Below are 15,519 nucleotides of genomic sequence, written 5' to 3' on the forward strand. Positions count from 1 at the left end.
CGGCCCGGTCCCCCGCCGCTCGACGACTACGTGAGGAAGCACTCCCGCGCGAAGGCGTCCCAGCGATCGCCGGCGAGGGCGCGGGCGAGGCCGCGCACGGGCGTGCCGCCGTCCTGCAGCACCTGCCCCAGCTCCGGGCTCAGGCGGCGCGCGAGGAGCTCCTCGGCGTCCTCGAGCAGCCGCCGGGCCGGCGCGTCCGCGTGGAGCTGGCGGAGGTTCGCGGCGAGCCGCGGCGCCTTCACCTTGAAGAGCCAGCCGGCGCCGTACGGGTCGTCGAGCGCGTCGCCGTTGGTCCGCGCGCGAGGGTTCACCGCCACGACGGTCCCGTCCACGGGCGAGAGGAGCGGGACGTCGCGTTCCTCGTCGCGGAGCTCGATGGCGGGCTCGCCCTGGGCGACCTGGCTCCCCGGGGGCGGGAGCCCGATCGACGCCGGGCCGACGAGCTTGTGGGCGAAGTCGTCGAGCCCCACCGCGACGAGGCCGTCCGGCTCGAGCCTCGCCCAGGTGTGCCCGGGGTGGAGGTGCACGCCCGGCGGGACGTGGAACCAGCCCGCCCCCGCCGGCCGCGACAGGGCGATCGCGCCGGCGGGGACGACGGCGACCGCAGGGGCGACGGCCGCGCGGGCGGGCGCCGCGGCCCGCACGACCGCGGTGGCCGCGCGCCGCCCGCCCTGCACGTAGCGCCAGAACGGGACGAAGAGGAGGAGGTACCCGATGGCCAGGCAGTACTCCATCAGCTTGGCGGGATAGATGGAGAGGAGCTCGTGTTCCATCGCATCCTCCGGGAGCGAGATCGGCGATCCGGCGACTACCGGAAGGCGGCGAGCTCGAACATCGAGAGGACGGCGGCTCCGACGAGGGCCAGCGCGAACGCGAACATCATGGCGTGCTCCTTCCGGCGGCGCGGTGGGTCGCTGCTCGAGCGCTCCGCCAAGCATCCCGATGGCAAGCGGCGCGCCAGATCCTCCCGGCCGTCGTTCGCGAACGGTGAAGGCCGGCCATTTCGCAGGGTTGAAGGGGGCGGGGCGAGCGGTGCGGCGCACCGGGCACGGGCGGCGGAGCGCCGTCGATCGTCGAGTTTCGCAGCGGAGCACGGGCGCCCCCCAGGCGACGCCCAGTCGATCCACGGGGTTGCCGCGCAGGGCGGCGGTGGAGAGGACCGCAACGGCGTGCAGAGTTTCGCGACTGCACGCCGGTCGCACGCGCGAGGGCGACCCCGGAGACGACTGGAGCCCGACCCTCGCGGGCCAGGCTCCGGTCACTTCACGATCGCGAGGCGATCAGATCGCGCGGACGTTCGCCGCCTGCAGGCCCTTCGGGCCGCGGACGACCTCGAACTCGACCTTCTGCCCCTCGGCGAGGCTGCGGAACCCCTCGGCCTGGATCGCGGTGTGGTGGCAGAACACATCCTCACCACCGCCGTCCTGCGTGATGAACCCGAAGCCCTTCGCGTCGTTGAACCACTTCACCGTGCCGCTCGCCATTGATTCTGAACTCGTTTCTCTGTGTGCCGGAGCGCGGCAGAAATGCCGCCTCGGTATCGCCTCGTAGCGAAGCGACCGTATGGTATAGCCGTTTAAGCGACCGCTGTCGAGCGGGATGCCCATATTCCTTTCTCTTTCCTCCACGCCCGCTCTGCCGCCTGGTTCTCCGGGCGCCGCGCGACGATCGCGGTTACGCTGGGGAGTGCCGCCGTCGGGGTGGAGCGGGGGCGATATCGGTCTCCGCGCGGCCTCCCGGGCGCCCGCACGACGAGCGGGCGCTCACGAAAGGAGAGTCGGGCGTGAACGGTGACATCGGCGATCTCAAGAAGCGGCTCCGGGACGCAGAGGCGTTACTCCAGCGCAGCGGCAGCGCCAGCATCGAAAACCTCCCGCTCGCGCAGGCGATCGACCGCACCCGCCGATTGCTGAAGCATGCGTCGCGGGGGCACGCGCCTTCCGCGGAGCTCATGCACGCGATGGAGCGGGTGGACGCGCTGACCGCCGGGTGACGCGGCGATCCCCGCTCGCCTCGTGGTTCGACGCGAGCGGGGATCACCACGATGGATGGATCCGGCCGGGGTGCCTCGCTGTGCACCTCGGCCGGAGGTGGTACCCCGGGCTGCCCACCGCCGCGCGCCGCGTCGGCGTTAACGTCGCGTCCATCCGCGCGCCGCGCCGGACCGCGCGGAGGGGAGGGAGCCCCGATGGAGATCGCCGCCGTCCGCATCGACAAGCCCGACGACGTGAACGTGATCGTCGGCCAGTCGCACTTCATCAAGACGGTCGAGGACCTCCACGAGGCGCTCGCCGCGAGCTCGCCGGCGCTCCGCTTCGGGATCGCGTTCTGCGAGTCGTCCGGGCCGCGCCTCGTCCGGCGCTCGGGGAACGACCAGGCCCTCACCGAGCTCGCCACCCGGAACGCGCAGGCGATCGGCGCCGGCCATTGCTTCGTCGTCCTGCTGCGCGAGGGCTTCCCCGTGAGCGTGCTGAACGCCCTGAAGCTCGTGCCCGAGGTGTGCGCGATCTTCTGTGCGACGGCGAACCCGGTGGAGATCCTCGTCGCGGCGACCGCCGCGGGGCGCGGGATCGTCGGCGTGGTGGACGGCGGCGTGCCGCTCGGCGTCGAGACCGAGCAGGACGTCCAGGACCGCAAGCAGCTCCTCCGCCGGTTCGGCTACAAGCTCTGACTCGCCTTTCGAGTCAGAGGTGATTCCCCGACCGGAATGAGCGAAACCCGAGTCTGAGGTCACTCCTTCGGCCCGCCCCGGCGAGCCGTCGCCGGCGCGGGCGGCCGGTGAGACGATGTCCTCGTGTCCGGCCTCGCGCTCGCGCTCTTCGTCGGGATCGTCGCGTTCCTGGGCATCGCGTCGGGCCTCCTCGCGTGGGAGGGGTTCGCGGCGGCGGGCCGCGTCGCCGCCCCCGCGCAGCGGCGGCGCGCGAGGTTGCGGCTCGGGGTCGGGATCGCCGGCCTCGCGGTGGCGCTCTGGCTCGCGCTCGGGCTGCTCGGCCACGCACACTGACGCGAATCCTTCACGGTGGGCGAGGCGAGGTCGGGGGCGAGGGCGACCGCAGCAATCCTCGAGGAGGAAGCCATGACGCCGCGCACGCTGCTCCCCGTGGTCCTCGCCGTCGTCGGGTCGCTCGGGCTCGCTCCGGCGATCCCTCGCGCGGACGCGCCCGCGCCGGTCGTGACGCGCGAGACGTTCGAGCGCTCGATCGCCGGGGGCGAGTGGCGCACCCTCTCCCCGTACGGTCGCGTCTGGCGCCCCTTGCAGGTCGGTCCCGGCTGGCGCCCGTACCTGTACGGCGAGTGGGTGTGGACCGACGAAGGTTGGCTCTGGGTCACCGACGAGCCGTGGGGGTGGGCCACCTACCACTACGGTCGATGGGTGCTCGATCCGGCGCTGGGCTGGGTCTGGATCCCGGGGCTCGAGTGGGCGCCGGCGTGGGTCGCGTGGCGGTTCGGGGACGGGGTGGTCGGATGGGCCCCGCTCTGGCCGGGGAGCGCGGACTGGTGGATGGACCCGCTCTTCGGGGATCCGGCCATCTGGATCTTCGTGCCGGAGGCCCGCTTCGTCGGCGTCCCCGCTCACCGGGCGGCGTTCCCGCCGGCGCGCGCCCCGACCTTCGTTCGCCGCACGCGCCCTGCACCGCCCGCGCGTCCGGTGCCCGGACGCCCCGTGCCCGGACGCCCCGTGCCCGCGCGCCCGATGCCCGCGCCTCCGTTCGGCGGGCCCCCGCGCGCCGAGGTGGGCCGCGTGACGCCGAGGCCGGTGCCCGAGGTCCGGATCGTCCCCGTGCCCACGCCTGCCGAGGCACAGCGCGCCCCTCGCGGCGGGACCGCGCCCGCGTTCAGGCCCGCGCGGCCGGCTCCGGTTCGCACGCCGGGGGGCGGGCGGGCGGGGGCCCCCCCCCCGCCCCCCGGCCGCCCCGCGCCCGCCCGGCCCCGTCCGGAGACGGAGCAGCGGAGGTGAGAGTCCTCGTCAGGGCCTCGGGCTCGGCCACGACCGGAGCGGCCTCGTGATCAAGATCCTCGTCGGCGTCGTCCTCGGCGTCCTGCTCGTCCCGTTCGCCGCCGCCATCTACCTGTGGTCCGGCTCCTTCGACATGTCGGCGACCCGACCGCCGGGGACGCTCGAAGCGCTCGTCGGGGACACCCTCGTGGCGCGCTCGCTCGAGCGGCGAGCGCCCGCCACGGCGCGGAACCCGCTCGCGCCCGGGCCGGAGACGCTCCGGATCGCGCTCGCGCACTTCCGGGAGGATTGCCTCTTCTGCCACGGCGCCCCGGGCGTCGCGCCCGGGGACGCGGCGAAGGGCCTGAACCCGCGCCCACCGGAGCTCGCGCGCCCGGAGACCCAGCGGGCGGCGGACGGCGAGCTGTTCGAGGTGATCGCCCACGGCGTGCGGATGAGCGGCATGCCGGGCTGGCTCCCGACCCACTCCGAGCGCGACATCTGGGCGCTCGTCGTGTTCGTCCGGCACCTCCCCACCCTCGGCGCCGAGGAGCGGGCGGCCCTCACCACAGGCGAGGCGGAGCGGGGCCGCGCGCCCGGCGCGGAGGCGCGACCCGAGGAGCCGGCGCGAAAGCATCATCACTCACCGTGATCGCGAGGCTGCTCGTCCCGGAGCCGCGCCAGGATGGCGTCGAGCGCCAACGAGTCCTCGCCGTCGGCCGCGACCACCTCCGGCGCGAGGGGCGGCTCGTAGGGCGTCCCCGTCCCCGGGAGCTCCGGCGCCTCGCCGCGCCGGGCGGCGGCGTAGAGCCCCTTCGGATCCCGCAGCGCGCACGTGCGGGGAGGCGTCGCGACGAGCACCTCGAGGAAGCGCGGCGCGATCGCGCGGGCGGCGTCGCGGTGCGCCCGGCGCGGCGCGGTCGCCGGCACGACCGTGACGAGCCCCTGCCCGGCCAGCAGCGCCGCGAGCCGGCCGAGCGCCGCGTAGAAGCGGTCCCGCTCCGCCTCGCCTCGGCCCGCGGGGAGGTCGAGGGCGGCGCGCACCTCGTCGCCGTCGAGCACGGCGCAGGGGACGCGCTCCGCCCGCAGCCTCGCCGCGAGGCGCGCCGCCAGGGTGGACTTGCCCGACGCGGGCAGCCCGGTCACCCACACCACGGCCCCGGAGGTCACCGGAGCGCCGCCTCCGCCAGCGCGGGGTCGAAGGTCTCGGCGTCGAGGGCGCGCTCGGCGAGGCCGAGCAGCGCGTCGCGGGCCGGGCCGCCCAGGCCGGGATAGAAGCGCGGGCAGCACACCACGAGGGCGCGCCACGCGAGGAAGGGCGCGAGATCCTCGAGCACCTCCTCGCCCCCGCCGGCCTGGAGGTAGCTGGAGAAGAGCAGCGACCAGAGCGGCCCGAACCCGCGCGGCCAGCTGCCGGGCGCCTGGACCGCGAAGAACGGGAAGTTCACGGCGAGCGCGGCCAGATCGTCGGCCGGGTCGCCGAGGCAGCCGCGGCTCGCGTCGAGGAGCGTGAACCGGACGCCCCCCCCGAACACGATGTTGAAGGGGTGGAAGTCCCCGTGGACGCGGCGGAGGCGGTCGCCGCGATCGCGGAGCCTCCAGCGCCACTCCAGGCAACGGCGCTCGATCGCCGCGAGGCGAGCGGGCGCGGCGCCGGGCACGTCCGAGGGGTACGCGTCCACGATCCCGAAGATCCCCTCCCCCGAGCCGAGGAGGTCGCGGACCGCGCGCCGCCACGCCACCGCGTCCGATCGCGGCTCGCGGTGGAGCCGCGCGAGCCAGCCCGCCAGCGCCTCGCATCTCGCCAGGTCCCCCTGCGTGGCGACGCCGTCCCGCGCGACGCGGCGGAGGTCCTCCGCGTATAGGGTCCCCTCCGCGAAGGTCGTGACGAGGTACGCCTCCCCGACCTCTCGCAGCGACACGAGGCCGTCGGGGCCGATCGCCCCGACGTCCACGGCGCGCACGTGGTCCGGGATCGCGCCCCAGGTGTCGAACGAGAGGAGCAGCTCCGCCCAGCGGTCCGCCCGGCGATCGTGGCCGAACGGATCCGGGAGCGCGGTGCGGAGCACGAACGTCCGCCGCCCCCCGTCCGGCTCCTGCACCTCGATCCGCACCGGCCGGCCGTACCCGAGCTCCTTGTGCGCGACGCCGGCGCCGGAGTCGGGGGCGAGCGGCCGGACCGAGACCAGCCGGCCGCCCGGGACGAGCCGGGCGATCGCCCTCCTGATCGCGTCCTCGCCGGCGCGCTCCATCCCGTCACGATCCGTGGACGGCGAGCGTGGAGTGCGACGCGCGGGGCGGCGGCCCGAAGGTCCCGGCCGGCGCCGGGCGGCCGCGGGCGCCGAGCGCCGCGGCGATCTCGCCCTCGGAGGGGCGGAGCGCCTGCGAGTACCAGTACCCGACCGCGATGAACTCCGGCGGCAGGTCGAGCACCACCAGCTCGTCCACCGCGGCGCGGAGCGCCGGGAGGTGCTTCGCGTCGGCGATGGGCGTCGCGAGGACGAGCCACTCGGGCCGTGCGGAGCGGGCCGCGCTCAGCACCGCGCGCGGGGCGATTCCGCCGTCCACGCCGTCGGCGGCGACGATCACGATGCGCCCCGCGAGGTCGGTGGGCGGCCGGCCGCCGCGGCAGGAGGCGCCGTGCTCCTCCGCCTCGGCTCGGCGACGAGCGAGCAGGTGCTCGAACTGCTCCGGCCCGAGCCCGAGCCGCGCTGCGGCGCGGGGCTCGATCACGCAGGCCCCGCCCTCGGCCACCGCGCCGAGGGACGGCTCCGAGCCCTCGAGCGGCATGAGCTCCGCGGCGCCGAGCACGTCCAGCTCGGCCCCGAGCACCTCGGCGATCTCGACGGCGACGGGGAACCCGCCACACCCCACCGCGAGCACCACCGGCTTGGCGTCCGCCAGGTGCATGAGGCGACGTGCGAGCTGCCGCCCCGCCTCGCTCCGGTTCCGGAATGTCATGACGCACCTCCCGCCGATCGGACCCCGGTTCACCTCGCCCCTGCCCGCCCTCTCGACCGGGGCCCACCGGCACGCCGCTCGCCCCCTCGTCGGGGGCCCCGCGCCCGGGCCGCGCTCGCGACCAGCGCGCGGTGAAACCATCAGCGCACTGCGCTCAGCAAGACCGTGTGCATCGCACGTTCCGTCAGGCCGATGCGCGCGGATCCTCGCGACGGCTCGCGCAGATCACGCTCCCGCGCCCTCCCGGGAGCGGCGCTTCTTGCGCACGGGCGCAGGAGGAAGCGCACCCACTGCGCAGTGACCGGAGGAGGAAGGGATCAGCGCTCCCGGACGGGCCGGTTCAGCTCGCGCCCGCGGCGGGGGCCTCGCCGGCGCCGAGGCAACCGAGCGCCTCGACGTCCGAGACGGGCTCGAACCGCCGGTACCACCAGCTCACTGCGAGGAAGTCCGGCGGCCGCTCGATCGCCACCACCTCGTCGAAGTCGCCGCGCAGCGCCTCCTCGCTCACCGCCGCGATCACCGGCGCGGCGAGGACCAGCCGGCCCGCTCCCCGCCGTCGCGCCGCGAGCGCCGCGGCGCGGGCGGTGGCGCCGGTCGACACGCCGTCGTCCACGAGGATCGCGGTGCTCCCGCCGAGCGGCGGCGGGGCCGCCCCGGCCCGGTACGCGCGGATGCGGCGAGCGAGCTCCGGCGCGGCGCGCGCCACCAGCTCCGCGAGCTCCTCCTCGCCCACGCCCGTCTCCTCCGCGAGGGCGCGGTCCACGAACAGGGCGCCGTCCTCCGCGATCGCGCCGACCGCGAGCTCCGGGGAGCCGGGCACCCCGAGCTTCAACGCGATCACCACGTCGAGCGGCGCCCCGAGCGCGCGGGCGACCTCGCGCGCCACCGGGACCCCACCACGCGTGAGCCCCAGCACGGCCGGGCGCTCCGCGCGGAGGTGCTGGAGCCGGGCGGCGAGCAGGCGCCCGGCGTGCTCCCTGTCGTCGAAGACCATCCGCGCACTCCCTCGCGGTCGTGCGGCCCCTGCGACGACGACCGCGCCCGGCGACCGTGCCACCTCCGCTCGCCAGGCACAACCGGCCCGCATGAGTCCTCCTCGCGGCGTGCCCCGTGGCGAGCCGGACCCGATCAGGGCTGGGGCATCGCGCCGACGCGCGTCCGGAGCAGCTCGAGGACGAGGTCGCGGAAGGCGGTCACCTTCCGGGGGATGTGGCGTGCGGCGGGCATCACCAGGTGCAGCCACCCCGAGCGGCTCTCGTAACGCGGGACCACCCGCACCAGCCGACCCGCCACCACGTCCGCCTCGACCATGAACCCGGGCAGCAGCCCCAGCCCGGCCCCGGCCCGCACCGCGTCGCGCGCGAAGAGGACGTCGTCGCAGACGATCCGGCCGCGGGGCACGACGCCCTCGCCGGCGTGCGGCGCCGTCACCCGGAGCCGCTGCGGGCCGGGACGGAACACCACCCACTCGTGCCCGGCCAGGTCCGCCTCCGAGCGCGGCGTCCCGCGCCGCGCGAGGTACAGCGGCGAGGCGTACACCTGGTTCACGATCGGCGCGACCCGGCGCACGAGCAGCGTCGAGTCCTCGAGCTTCGCGGCGGCCCGGATCGCGACGTCGAACCCTTCGCCCACGAGGTCCACGACGCGGCCGGTGAGGTGCAGGTCCACCGAGACGGACGGGTACCGGGCGGTGTAGCGGGCGACGGCCTCGGCGAGGAAGAGCACGCCGAGATCCACCGGCGCGGTGACCCGCAGCTCGCCCGAGGGCAGCTCCTCGCGCTCGGGCATCTCGCCGAGCGCGGCCTTCACGGACCGGAGCAGGGGCGAGAGCCGGTCGTAGAGCGCGGTGCCGGCCGCCGAGAGCGACACCCGGCGCGTGGTGCGGAAGACGAGCTGGACCCCGAGGTCGGCCTCGAGCCGCGCGATGCCGCGGCTGACCGAGGACTTGGGGAGCCGCAGCTCCTTCGCCGCCGCCGAGAAGCTCGAGGTCCGGGCGACGGCCTCGAAGGTGGTGAGGAGGTTCAGGTCCATCGTTGCACCCTTGGAACGGTGAAGTGCTCATCGTCACATTGCGCCATGACCGCAACACGCGCAAGTTCCCCCCGTCAGCCACGAACACCGCGTCACGCACCGCACCGGGCGCCACGCCACACACGAAGGGAAATCCAATGGCCACCACCAATACCTGGAACATCGACGTCAGCCACTCCGCCATCCACTTCTGGGTCCGCCACATGGTCATCTCCAAGGTCCATGGGCGGTTCGCGAAGTGGTCGGGCGCCATCCAGCTCGACGAGGCGGACCTCACCCGCTCGAGCGTCGAGGTGAAGGTCGACGCGGCCTCCATCGACACGCAGGTCGCCGACCGCGACACGCACCTCAAGTCCCCCGACTTCCTCGACGTCGCGAAGTACCCGGAGCTGACCTACCGCTCGCGGAAGATCGAGAAGGCCGGCGACGGCTACCGGGTGACCGGCGACCTCACGCTCCACGGCGTCACCCGCGAGGTCGTGCTCGACGCCGAGTTCGCCGGCACCGGCAAGGATCCCTGGGGCAACCAGCGCGCCGGCTTCTCCGCCAAGGCCGCCCTCGACCGCCGCGACTTCGGCCTCGTCTGGAACGCCGCGCTCGAGACGGGCGGCGTGCTGGTGGGCGAGAAGGTCGAGATCACCATCGAGCTCGAGGCCGTGAAGGCGGCCGCCGCCGTCGCCGCGTAGTCGCCCCTCACCGCAGCTCCAGCCAGGAAGGATCACCGACCATGAAGAAGCTCATCGCCGTCCTCGCCGCCGCCCTCCCCGCCCTCGCGCTCGCCGCCCCCGCGGCCTGGAACCTCGACCCGTCGCACTCCACCGCGGGCTTCGCGGTGAAGCACCTCGTCATCTCGACGGTGCGGGGCGAGTTCCGCACGTTCTCCGGGATCGTGAAGCTCGACGACGCCGACGTCACGAAGTCCACCGTCGAGGCGACCATCGACGTGAACAGCCTCGACACCCGCGTCGCCGACCGCGACGCGCACCTCAAGTCGCCGGACTTCTTCGACGTCGCGAAGTACCCGACCATCACGTTCCGGTCCACGAAGGTCGCCCGGGCCGGCCGGGGCGCGCTCAAGGTCACCGGCGACCTCAGCATGCACGGCGTCACGAAGCCGGTGACCCTGGACGTCGTGCCCTCGGCCGAGGTGAAGGGCATGTACGGCGAGACCCGCCGCGGCTTCTCGGCGAAGACCCGGATCAACCGGCAGGCCTTCGGCCTCACCTGGAACAAGCTCGTCGAGGCCGGGCCGGCGGTGGGCGACGAGGTGACGATCGACCTCGACCTCGAGGTGGTGAAGGACCAGCCGAAGGCGGCCGCGAAGTAGCGCGCGCCCGCCGTCGAAGCACCACCGGGCCGGCTCCGCTCCGCGGGGCCGGCCTCTTTCGTCCGTCCCGGAGCTGATCGAGATCGGGCCATCCCGCCCGCGTCGACGCGCCGTGGACCGCCCCGTCGCCCCCCGCGCCGCCCGCGGCCCCGGAGGCACCGCGCCGCTCCTCGGAGCGCAGCGCGCGCTCGCTCGGCCGTGAGGCCGGCGCCTCGCCGCCCGCTGTGACTTCCGCGAACGTGCGCAGCTTTTCGTCCGGCGCACCAGCCGACGTGAACGGCGACGTGCGTTCCGGGCAGCGGCGAAGGGTCCGGCCCCCGGCCGGCTCCCTCCCGCGACTCCCGGTGACGAACCGGCCCGCGTACGCGCGGGCCATCGGAGGAGGGGAGCACATGGTGAAGAGGCTTGCAGCGATCATCGCCGGCGCGATGCTGGTCACGAGCGTGTCCGCCCAGACGAGCGGGTCGTCCGGCAGCGCCGGATCGACGCAGCAACCGTCCGACGGCAGCTCGAGCAGCGACAAGGGCGCTCCCTCGGGAAGCCAGACGGGGACGAGCGGTGGCGGGACGATGGGGGGTGGGACCGGGACGGCCGGTGAGACCGGGACGACCGGCACCGAGCCCAGCACCCCCGGCGGCACCGCGGCGCCCGGCGCGACCACCACGGAAGGCGAGAAGACGACGACCACTACGACGAAGAAGAAGACGAAGAAGCACCGCCGCGCCCGCACCCACAAGAAGAAGGCGGCGCCCAAGGCTGAGAAGGGCACGACGGAGGCGCCCTCCGGCGCCGCGCCGTCCGGTGCTGCGCCATCCGGTGCTGCGCCGTCCGGCGGCGAGACCGGCGGTGGGACCGGCGCCGGCGGCGGGACCGGCGCCGGCGGCGGCGCCGAGCAGCCGCCTCGGGGCGGCGGGAAGTAGCGCGGTCGCCGCGCGATCCATCGGCTCGGCGGGGGGATCCTCTCCGCCGGCCGATGGGTGCGCCCCGAGTGATCGCCCGCCCGTCCCGTTCGAGGGGCGCGGCTTGGCTGTGTCCGTTCTTCGCGAACCCGAACGCGAACCCGAACGCGAACCCGAACCCGGCTTCTTCGTGGCCCGTCACCGCGTTCCCGTGTCCCGTTGGCCCTGTGTTCCGGGCACGTGGGGCCGGGCCACGGGACCTGGGCATGGGCGCACGGGCACGGGCACGGGCAGGGATGACGGGTTGGCGTGCGGGTTCGGGTGCGGGTCTACCCCGGCGCGCGCCGCTCCATCTCGGGAAGAACTTCGACGTCTACACAAGCAAGCGCGCCTGTCCTCCCCGACCGTCACGTGACACGTGATTGATCCGGTGGTCAGGCGTCCGGCCCGAGCACGGCCAGCGCTTTGCCATCGGGACCCAGCCCGAGCTCCCATCGGAGCGCGTCCGGCGCCCGTCCGCGGACCCGGATCCACCCACGGTGGATGGCGTGCAGATGGTGCGCGGCGCAGAGGGCGATCCCGTTCTCCTCGGAGTCGTCGCCCCCGTGGGAGCGGAAGCACACATGGTGCACGTGCGCGGCGGGACGGCTGCACCCGGGGACCTGGCACCGGCCCCGATCGCGCGCGAGGACCTTTCGCTGCCGCGCCGGTCGCGAGCGCTCCTGGTGCTTCACAAACTCGGTCCACGTCTCGATGAAGTGCTCCGCGATGAGGACGACACACTCCTCCGGCGTGAGCCAGTGCCCTGCGGCGGCCCGAGCCGCGCGGAGGGAGGCGTCGATGAGGAGGGCCACCCGGCGCGGCACGCGGAGGATCAGCCAGGCGCGCGCACACATCTGCGCGGGGAAGGGGTCCGTTGGCTTGTTCGGGGTGCCCGTCGCCGCCCCGGAATCGTCGGTCCGATCCGACGGCGCACACATCTGCGTTGCCTTCGCCCCGAAGTCGTCGGTCCTCCCTGACGCCGCACACATCTGCGCGGGCTCCTCCGCGGAGTCGTCGGTCCGCCTCGACGGCGCACACATCTGCGCCGCGGCCCGCGCCTCGAAATCTGCCCGAGCGGCGAGCTCGTCCTCGAGCTCACGCCGGAACGCGATGCAGGTCGAGGCCTCGGCGTGGGCGATCAGCGCCTGGACGGTATCCTCGTCCGTGCTCGCTCCCGCGGCGCGGGCGACGAGCCGCGCCTGCTCGTAGCTGACCCTCCCCTCCCGGAGCGCCTGCCGGAGCGTCGGGAGCGCATAGAGCCGGCGCTCCAACGCGGCTCGCTGCGCCACGGTCCGCTCCGCCATGCCCAACCGCTCGGCGCAGTAGTGGCCGAAGGTGGCGAAGCCCATGTCGCGCCAGAGCCCGACATTCAGGACCAGCATGGTGAGGTGGCCGACCAGTTCGTCCCAGCGCTCGCGCATCGACGCAAGCTGACGGAGCTGGTCGTCGAGCCGCTCCGCGGGATCCCAGCCAGGCGCGCCGTCCGTGTCGTTCAAAGCCGCGTCCTCCAGGGCGGCGTCATCCAGGCCGGCGCCGTCCGTCACGGCGCCGAGCAATGGGGCCGCCACCGGCTCGACCTTGTCGAGCGCCGCCCAGCACGCCGTCTCCTCCTCGAGCGCCTCCCGCGCGGCGTCGAGCCACTCCGCCCGCGACTCCTCGGCGCTCCGCTCCTCCGCCTCCTCGTCCGCGTCCACCGGGTGCGCGCCGAGGTACTCCTGGCAGATCACCTCGAGCCGCTGCCACCGCGGCGAGGTCGCCTTGAGGAGCTTCCCCGCCAGGGCAAGGGCCTCGTCGAGCCGGGCCCGCGTCTCCGGTCCGAGAAGGAGGTCCACCCGGTCGAAACGCTCCTCCTCGAGCTCCACGCCGCCTGCCGCATCAATCGCACCACTCGCACCACTCGCGGTAATCGCAACGCCCGTACCGTTCGCGCTCTCCGCGCGCTTCCGGTCGGCCGCCCGGACCGCCACCTCGAGCGCCCGCGCCGTCGCGCTCCGCGCCCGCTCGACCCACACCGCCTCCGCGTCGCCCCGCGCCACCCGGAGGATGATCGTCGCCTTGCGCGCGCTCACCTCACCCGAGCGCACCGCCTCTCGGAGCCGCGGTCGCTCGCGCAGCGCCCGCGCGAGCTGGACCATCACCTGCGCGGTACGGCCAGCGATCCCGAGCCGCTCGCGGGCGTAGTCGGCGATCCCCGAGTACCCGAGCCGCAGCGTCCGGTCCCCCTGCGCCAGGGCCAGGAGCCCCTCGCCGAGCGCGATGTCCAGCGCGCCTCGCCCCCGCGCCACCCGGGCGAGGAGCCCGTCCACCAGCAGCGCCGCCTCCTCGCGGAGCACGTGCGGCCGCTCGTGCGGCATCGGCGGCTCGAGCTGCCACGCCGCGCGCGCGAGCGCCTCCGACGGCGGCGCGGCGGAGGTGACGAGCGGGCTGGAGCCGACGTTGCACATCGTCCAGAAGATTGCACGCGGGTCTGACAGTCGGCGCTATCCAGGATTGCGTCATTCGGTGTCGTCCGGTGCGGCTAATTGGCACAGATCCGCCTTTCGGGGGCGTCACCTCGAAGTGGCCACGGCCGAAGTGGCTCCCGCCAATCCGAAGCCACGGGGGCGTCGAGAGCGACAGTCACTGCACCTCGACATCGCGGTCGCGCTCGACGTGACCACGATCCGTGTGGACCACCGCACTCTGGCGACACCTTCGATTTACGTACAGAGGGCGGGACTTGCCCGGCGGCATGAGCGGGCGCATGTCAGACACCCCAGGTAACGCTCGATCCCCGGATGCCGCGCCCCCGACGCCCCGCCTCCCGCAGACCGGCGCTCCGCGCCCGCCGCCCCGCGCCGAGCACCGTGGGGCGGGCGAAGCCGGTGGTCCTGCGGGGCCGGCCGCGCGCGCGGCGCTGGGAGGACGACCTCGTCTCGCTGCACCACGGCGACGCCCTCGACCTCTACGCCTCGTGGCCCGCGCCGGCGGCGATCGTCTCGGACGGTGCGTACGGCGTGCTCGGCTTCGACGGCGACACCTCCGATCACCTCGACGTCCCGGCCTGGTACGAGCCGCACGCGGCGGCCTGGGCGCGCGCGGCGACCCCGGCGACCACCCTCTGGTTCTGGAACTCGGAGATCGGCTGGGCCGCGGCGCACCCGGTGCTCGAGCGCCACGGCTGGCGCTACGTCGCGTGCAACGTCTGGAACAAGGGGCGCGGCCACGTGGCGGGGAACGTGAACACCGGCTCGATCCGCCGCTTCCCGGTGGTCACCGAGGTCTGCGTGCAGTACGTCCGCGCGCCGGTGGCGCCGGACGGCGCGCCGCTCAAGGCGTGGCTCCTCTCCGAGTGGCGGCGCACCGGGCTCCCGCTCCGCGAGGCGAACGCCGCGTGCGGGGTGAAGGACGCGGCGGTCCGCAAGTACCTCGACCAGTCGCACCTCTGGTACTTCCCGCCGCCCGAGGCGATGGCCCGGCTCGCGGCGCACGCGAACGCGCACGGCCGGCCCGAGGGGCGCCCCTACTTCGCCCTCGACGGCGCGCCGGCGACGGCCGAGGCGTGGGCGGCGATGCGGGCGAGGTTCCGCTGCCCGTTCGGCGTCACGAACGTCTGGGATCGCGCCCCGGTCGCCGGCCCCGAGCGCGTCCGCGCTCCGGGCGGCCGGGCGGTCCACCTGAACCAGAAGCCGCTCGACCTCCTGGAGCGGATCATCCAGGCCTCGACGGACCCGGGCGAGGTGGTGTGGGAGCCCTTCGGCGGCCTCTTCACCGCCGCGCTCGCCGCGCGCCGCCTCGGCCGCCGCGCGTTCGCCGCGGAGCTCGACCCGACCTACTTCCGGTTCGGCGTGGCGCGGGCGGCGGGCACGCCGCTCCGCTCGCGTGGAGGATAGCGCGCGCGCCGCTCCGGGGCATCCGAGGGGCGACGGCGCCCAACGCCGTCTGGCCTACTCGACCAACTTTCGCAGCTCCATGAGCCGCCGGAAAACGTCGTACCGGACCACCGCGGCGGAGGCGAACGCGACGCTGCCCTGGAGCCACTCCCGCGACCCGTCACCGCGCCGGTCCAGGGCGTCGAGGACGTTCGCCGACGCGACCAGCGGCGCGATCCCGTCGAAGACCCACCGCTGGGGGCCGGCGCGACGATGGCGCGCCAGGGCCTCCTCCGCGGCGGTCCAGGCGGCGTCGCCGGAGAGCCGCCCTGCATCCAGCTCGGCGGCGATGTCGGCGGCGATGGCGTTCACCGCGATGGCGTAGCGGGTGACGGCGGCGGGGGCGACGGGGGCGGCGTCCGGGAGAGCGTCGGGCATCGCGCCTTCATACCGCGAACGGACCGGCCGCGT

Annotated in this window: 19 protein-coding genes; 9 read left to right on the top strand and 10 right to left on the bottom strand. The window is 74.9% G+C overall.

Annotated elements, in window-relative coordinates:
• Window positions 1–26 precede the first annotated feature (26 nt).
• The 3 genes from MNZ27_RS10135 to MNZ27_RS10140 all read right to left on the bottom strand — a co-directional run bounded on the left by MNZ27_RS10135 (window position 27) and on the right by MNZ27_RS10140 (window position 1,484).
• Window positions 27–773, bottom strand: coding sequence for a glycine cleavage system protein H (locus MNZ27_RS10135; protein WP_242393930.1), 747 nt, complete (start codon window positions 771–773; stop codon window positions 27–29).
• Window positions 774–808: 35 nt separating this feature from the next.
• Window positions 809–934, bottom strand: coding sequence for a hypothetical protein (locus tag MNZ27_RS23545; RefSeq protein WP_277957799.1), 126 nt, complete (start codon window positions 932–934; stop codon window positions 809–811).
• A 346-nt stretch (window positions 935–1,280) separates the two neighbouring features.
• Complete coding sequence (locus MNZ27_RS10140) at window positions 1,281–1,484, bottom strand: cold-shock protein (protein ID WP_242393931.1); 204 nt, start codon at window positions 1,482–1,484, stop codon at window positions 1,281–1,283.
• Between the two features lie 299 nt (window positions 1,485–1,783).
• Between MNZ27_RS10140 and MNZ27_RS10145 the strand changes: the two genes are divergently transcribed.
• From MNZ27_RS10145 to MNZ27_RS10165, 5 genes are all read left to right on the top strand, one after another.
• The gene (locus MNZ27_RS10145) at window positions 1,784–1,993 is read left to right on the top strand and encodes a hypothetical protein (RefSeq protein WP_242393932.1); all 210 of its coding nucleotides are present in this window, start codon (window positions 1,784–1,786) and stop codon (window positions 1,991–1,993) included.
• Window positions 1,994–2,188: 195 nt separating this feature from the next.
• A complete protein-coding gene (locus MNZ27_RS10150; protein WP_242393933.1) occupies window positions 2,189–2,671 on the top strand; it encodes an adenosine-specific kinase in 483 nt (160 codons plus the stop codon).
• A gap of 123 nt (window positions 2,672–2,794) precedes the next feature.
• A complete protein-coding gene (locus MNZ27_RS10155) occupies window positions 2,795–3,004 on the top strand; it encodes a hypothetical protein (RefSeq protein ID WP_242393934.1) in 210 nt (69 codons plus the stop codon).
• Between the two features lie 72 nt (window positions 3,005–3,076).
• Window positions 3,077–3,958: a DUF6600 domain-containing protein gene (locus MNZ27_RS10160; RefSeq protein ID WP_242393935.1), complete on the top strand. Its 882-nt coding sequence runs from the start codon at window positions 3,077–3,079 to the stop codon at window positions 3,956–3,958.
• 46 nt (window positions 3,959–4,004) lie between these two features.
• Window positions 4,005–4,589: a c-type cytochrome gene (locus MNZ27_RS10165; RefSeq protein WP_242393936.1), complete on the top strand. Its 585-nt coding sequence runs from the start codon at window positions 4,005–4,007 to the stop codon at window positions 4,587–4,589.
• Here the strand turns inward: MNZ27_RS10165 and MNZ27_RS10170 are convergent.
• The 5 genes from MNZ27_RS10170 to MNZ27_RS10190 form a co-directional block, all read right to left on the bottom strand.
• The gene (locus MNZ27_RS10170; RefSeq protein WP_242393937.1) at window positions 4,577–5,107 is read right to left on the bottom strand and encodes an adenylyl-sulfate kinase; all 531 of its coding nucleotides are present in this window, start codon (window positions 5,105–5,107) and stop codon (window positions 4,577–4,579) included. The two genes, MNZ27_RS10165 and MNZ27_RS10170, sit on opposite strands and share 13 nt — an antisense overlap.
• Window positions 5,104–6,189 (bottom strand): phosphotransferase, encoded by a 1,086-nt coding sequence (locus MNZ27_RS10175; protein WP_242393938.1) that lies wholly within the window; start codon window positions 6,187–6,189, stop codon window positions 5,104–5,106. Before MNZ27_RS10175 ends, MNZ27_RS10170 begins: the two co-directional genes overlap by 4 nt.
• Before the next feature lie 4 nt (window positions 6,190–6,193).
• On the bottom strand, window positions 6,194–6,898 hold the full coding sequence (locus tag MNZ27_RS10180) for a phosphoribosyltransferase (protein WP_242393939.1): 705 nt from the start codon (window positions 6,896–6,898) through the stop codon (window positions 6,194–6,196).
• Window positions 6,899–7,238: 340 nt separating this feature from the next.
• Entirely contained in the window at window positions 7,239–7,892 is a 654-nt protein-coding gene (locus MNZ27_RS10185) for a phosphoribosyltransferase (RefSeq protein WP_242393940.1), read from the bottom strand.
• Window positions 7,893–8,026: 134 nt separating this feature from the next.
• A complete protein-coding gene (locus MNZ27_RS10190) occupies window positions 8,027–8,929 on the bottom strand; it encodes a LysR family transcriptional regulator (RefSeq protein ID WP_242393941.1) in 903 nt (300 codons plus the stop codon).
• 137 nt (window positions 8,930–9,066) lie between these two features.
• Between MNZ27_RS10190 and MNZ27_RS10195 the strand changes: the two genes are divergently transcribed.
• From MNZ27_RS10195 to MNZ27_RS10205, 3 genes are all read left to right on the top strand, one after another.
• Window positions 9,067–9,615, top strand: coding sequence for a YceI family protein (locus MNZ27_RS10195; RefSeq protein WP_242393942.1), 549 nt, complete (start codon window positions 9,067–9,069; stop codon window positions 9,613–9,615).
• Between the two features lie 41 nt (window positions 9,616–9,656).
• Window positions 9,657–10,256: a YceI family protein gene (locus MNZ27_RS10200; RefSeq protein ID WP_242393943.1), complete on the top strand. Its 600-nt coding sequence runs from the start codon at window positions 9,657–9,659 to the stop codon at window positions 10,254–10,256.
• Between the two features lie 392 nt (window positions 10,257–10,648).
• The gene (locus tag MNZ27_RS10205; RefSeq protein ID WP_242393944.1) at window positions 10,649–11,176 is read left to right on the top strand and encodes a hypothetical protein; all 528 of its coding nucleotides are present in this window, start codon (window positions 10,649–10,651) and stop codon (window positions 11,174–11,176) included.
• 413 nt (window positions 11,177–11,589) lie between these two features.
• Here MNZ27_RS10205 and MNZ27_RS10210 read toward each other — a convergent pair whose 3' ends face one another.
• Window positions 11,590–13,641: an HNH endonuclease signature motif containing protein gene (locus MNZ27_RS10210; RefSeq protein ID WP_242393945.1), complete on the bottom strand. Its 2,052-nt coding sequence runs from the start codon at window positions 13,639–13,641 to the stop codon at window positions 11,590–11,592.
• Between the two features lie 333 nt (window positions 13,642–13,974).
• Between MNZ27_RS10210 and MNZ27_RS10215 the strand changes: the two genes are divergently transcribed.
• Complete coding sequence (locus tag MNZ27_RS10215; protein ID WP_242393946.1) at window positions 13,975–15,069, top strand: DNA methyltransferase; 1,095 nt, start codon at window positions 13,975–13,977, stop codon at window positions 15,067–15,069.
• Window positions 15,070–15,123: 54 nt separating this feature from the next.
• On the opposite strand, the gene MNZ27_RS10220 is transcribed toward MNZ27_RS10215, so the two are convergent.
• Window positions 15,124–15,486, bottom strand: a complete 363-nt coding sequence (locus MNZ27_RS10220; RefSeq protein WP_242393947.1) for a hypothetical protein — start codon at window positions 15,484–15,486, stop codon at window positions 15,124–15,126.
• Window positions 15,487–15,519: the final 33 nt, after the last annotated feature.

It is taken from the genome of Anaeromyxobacter oryzisoli (genome assembly GCF_022690765.1).
GTDB classification, from domain to species: domain Bacteria; phylum Myxococcota; class Myxococcia; order Myxococcales; family Anaeromyxobacteraceae; genus Anaeromyxobacter; species Anaeromyxobacter oryzisoli.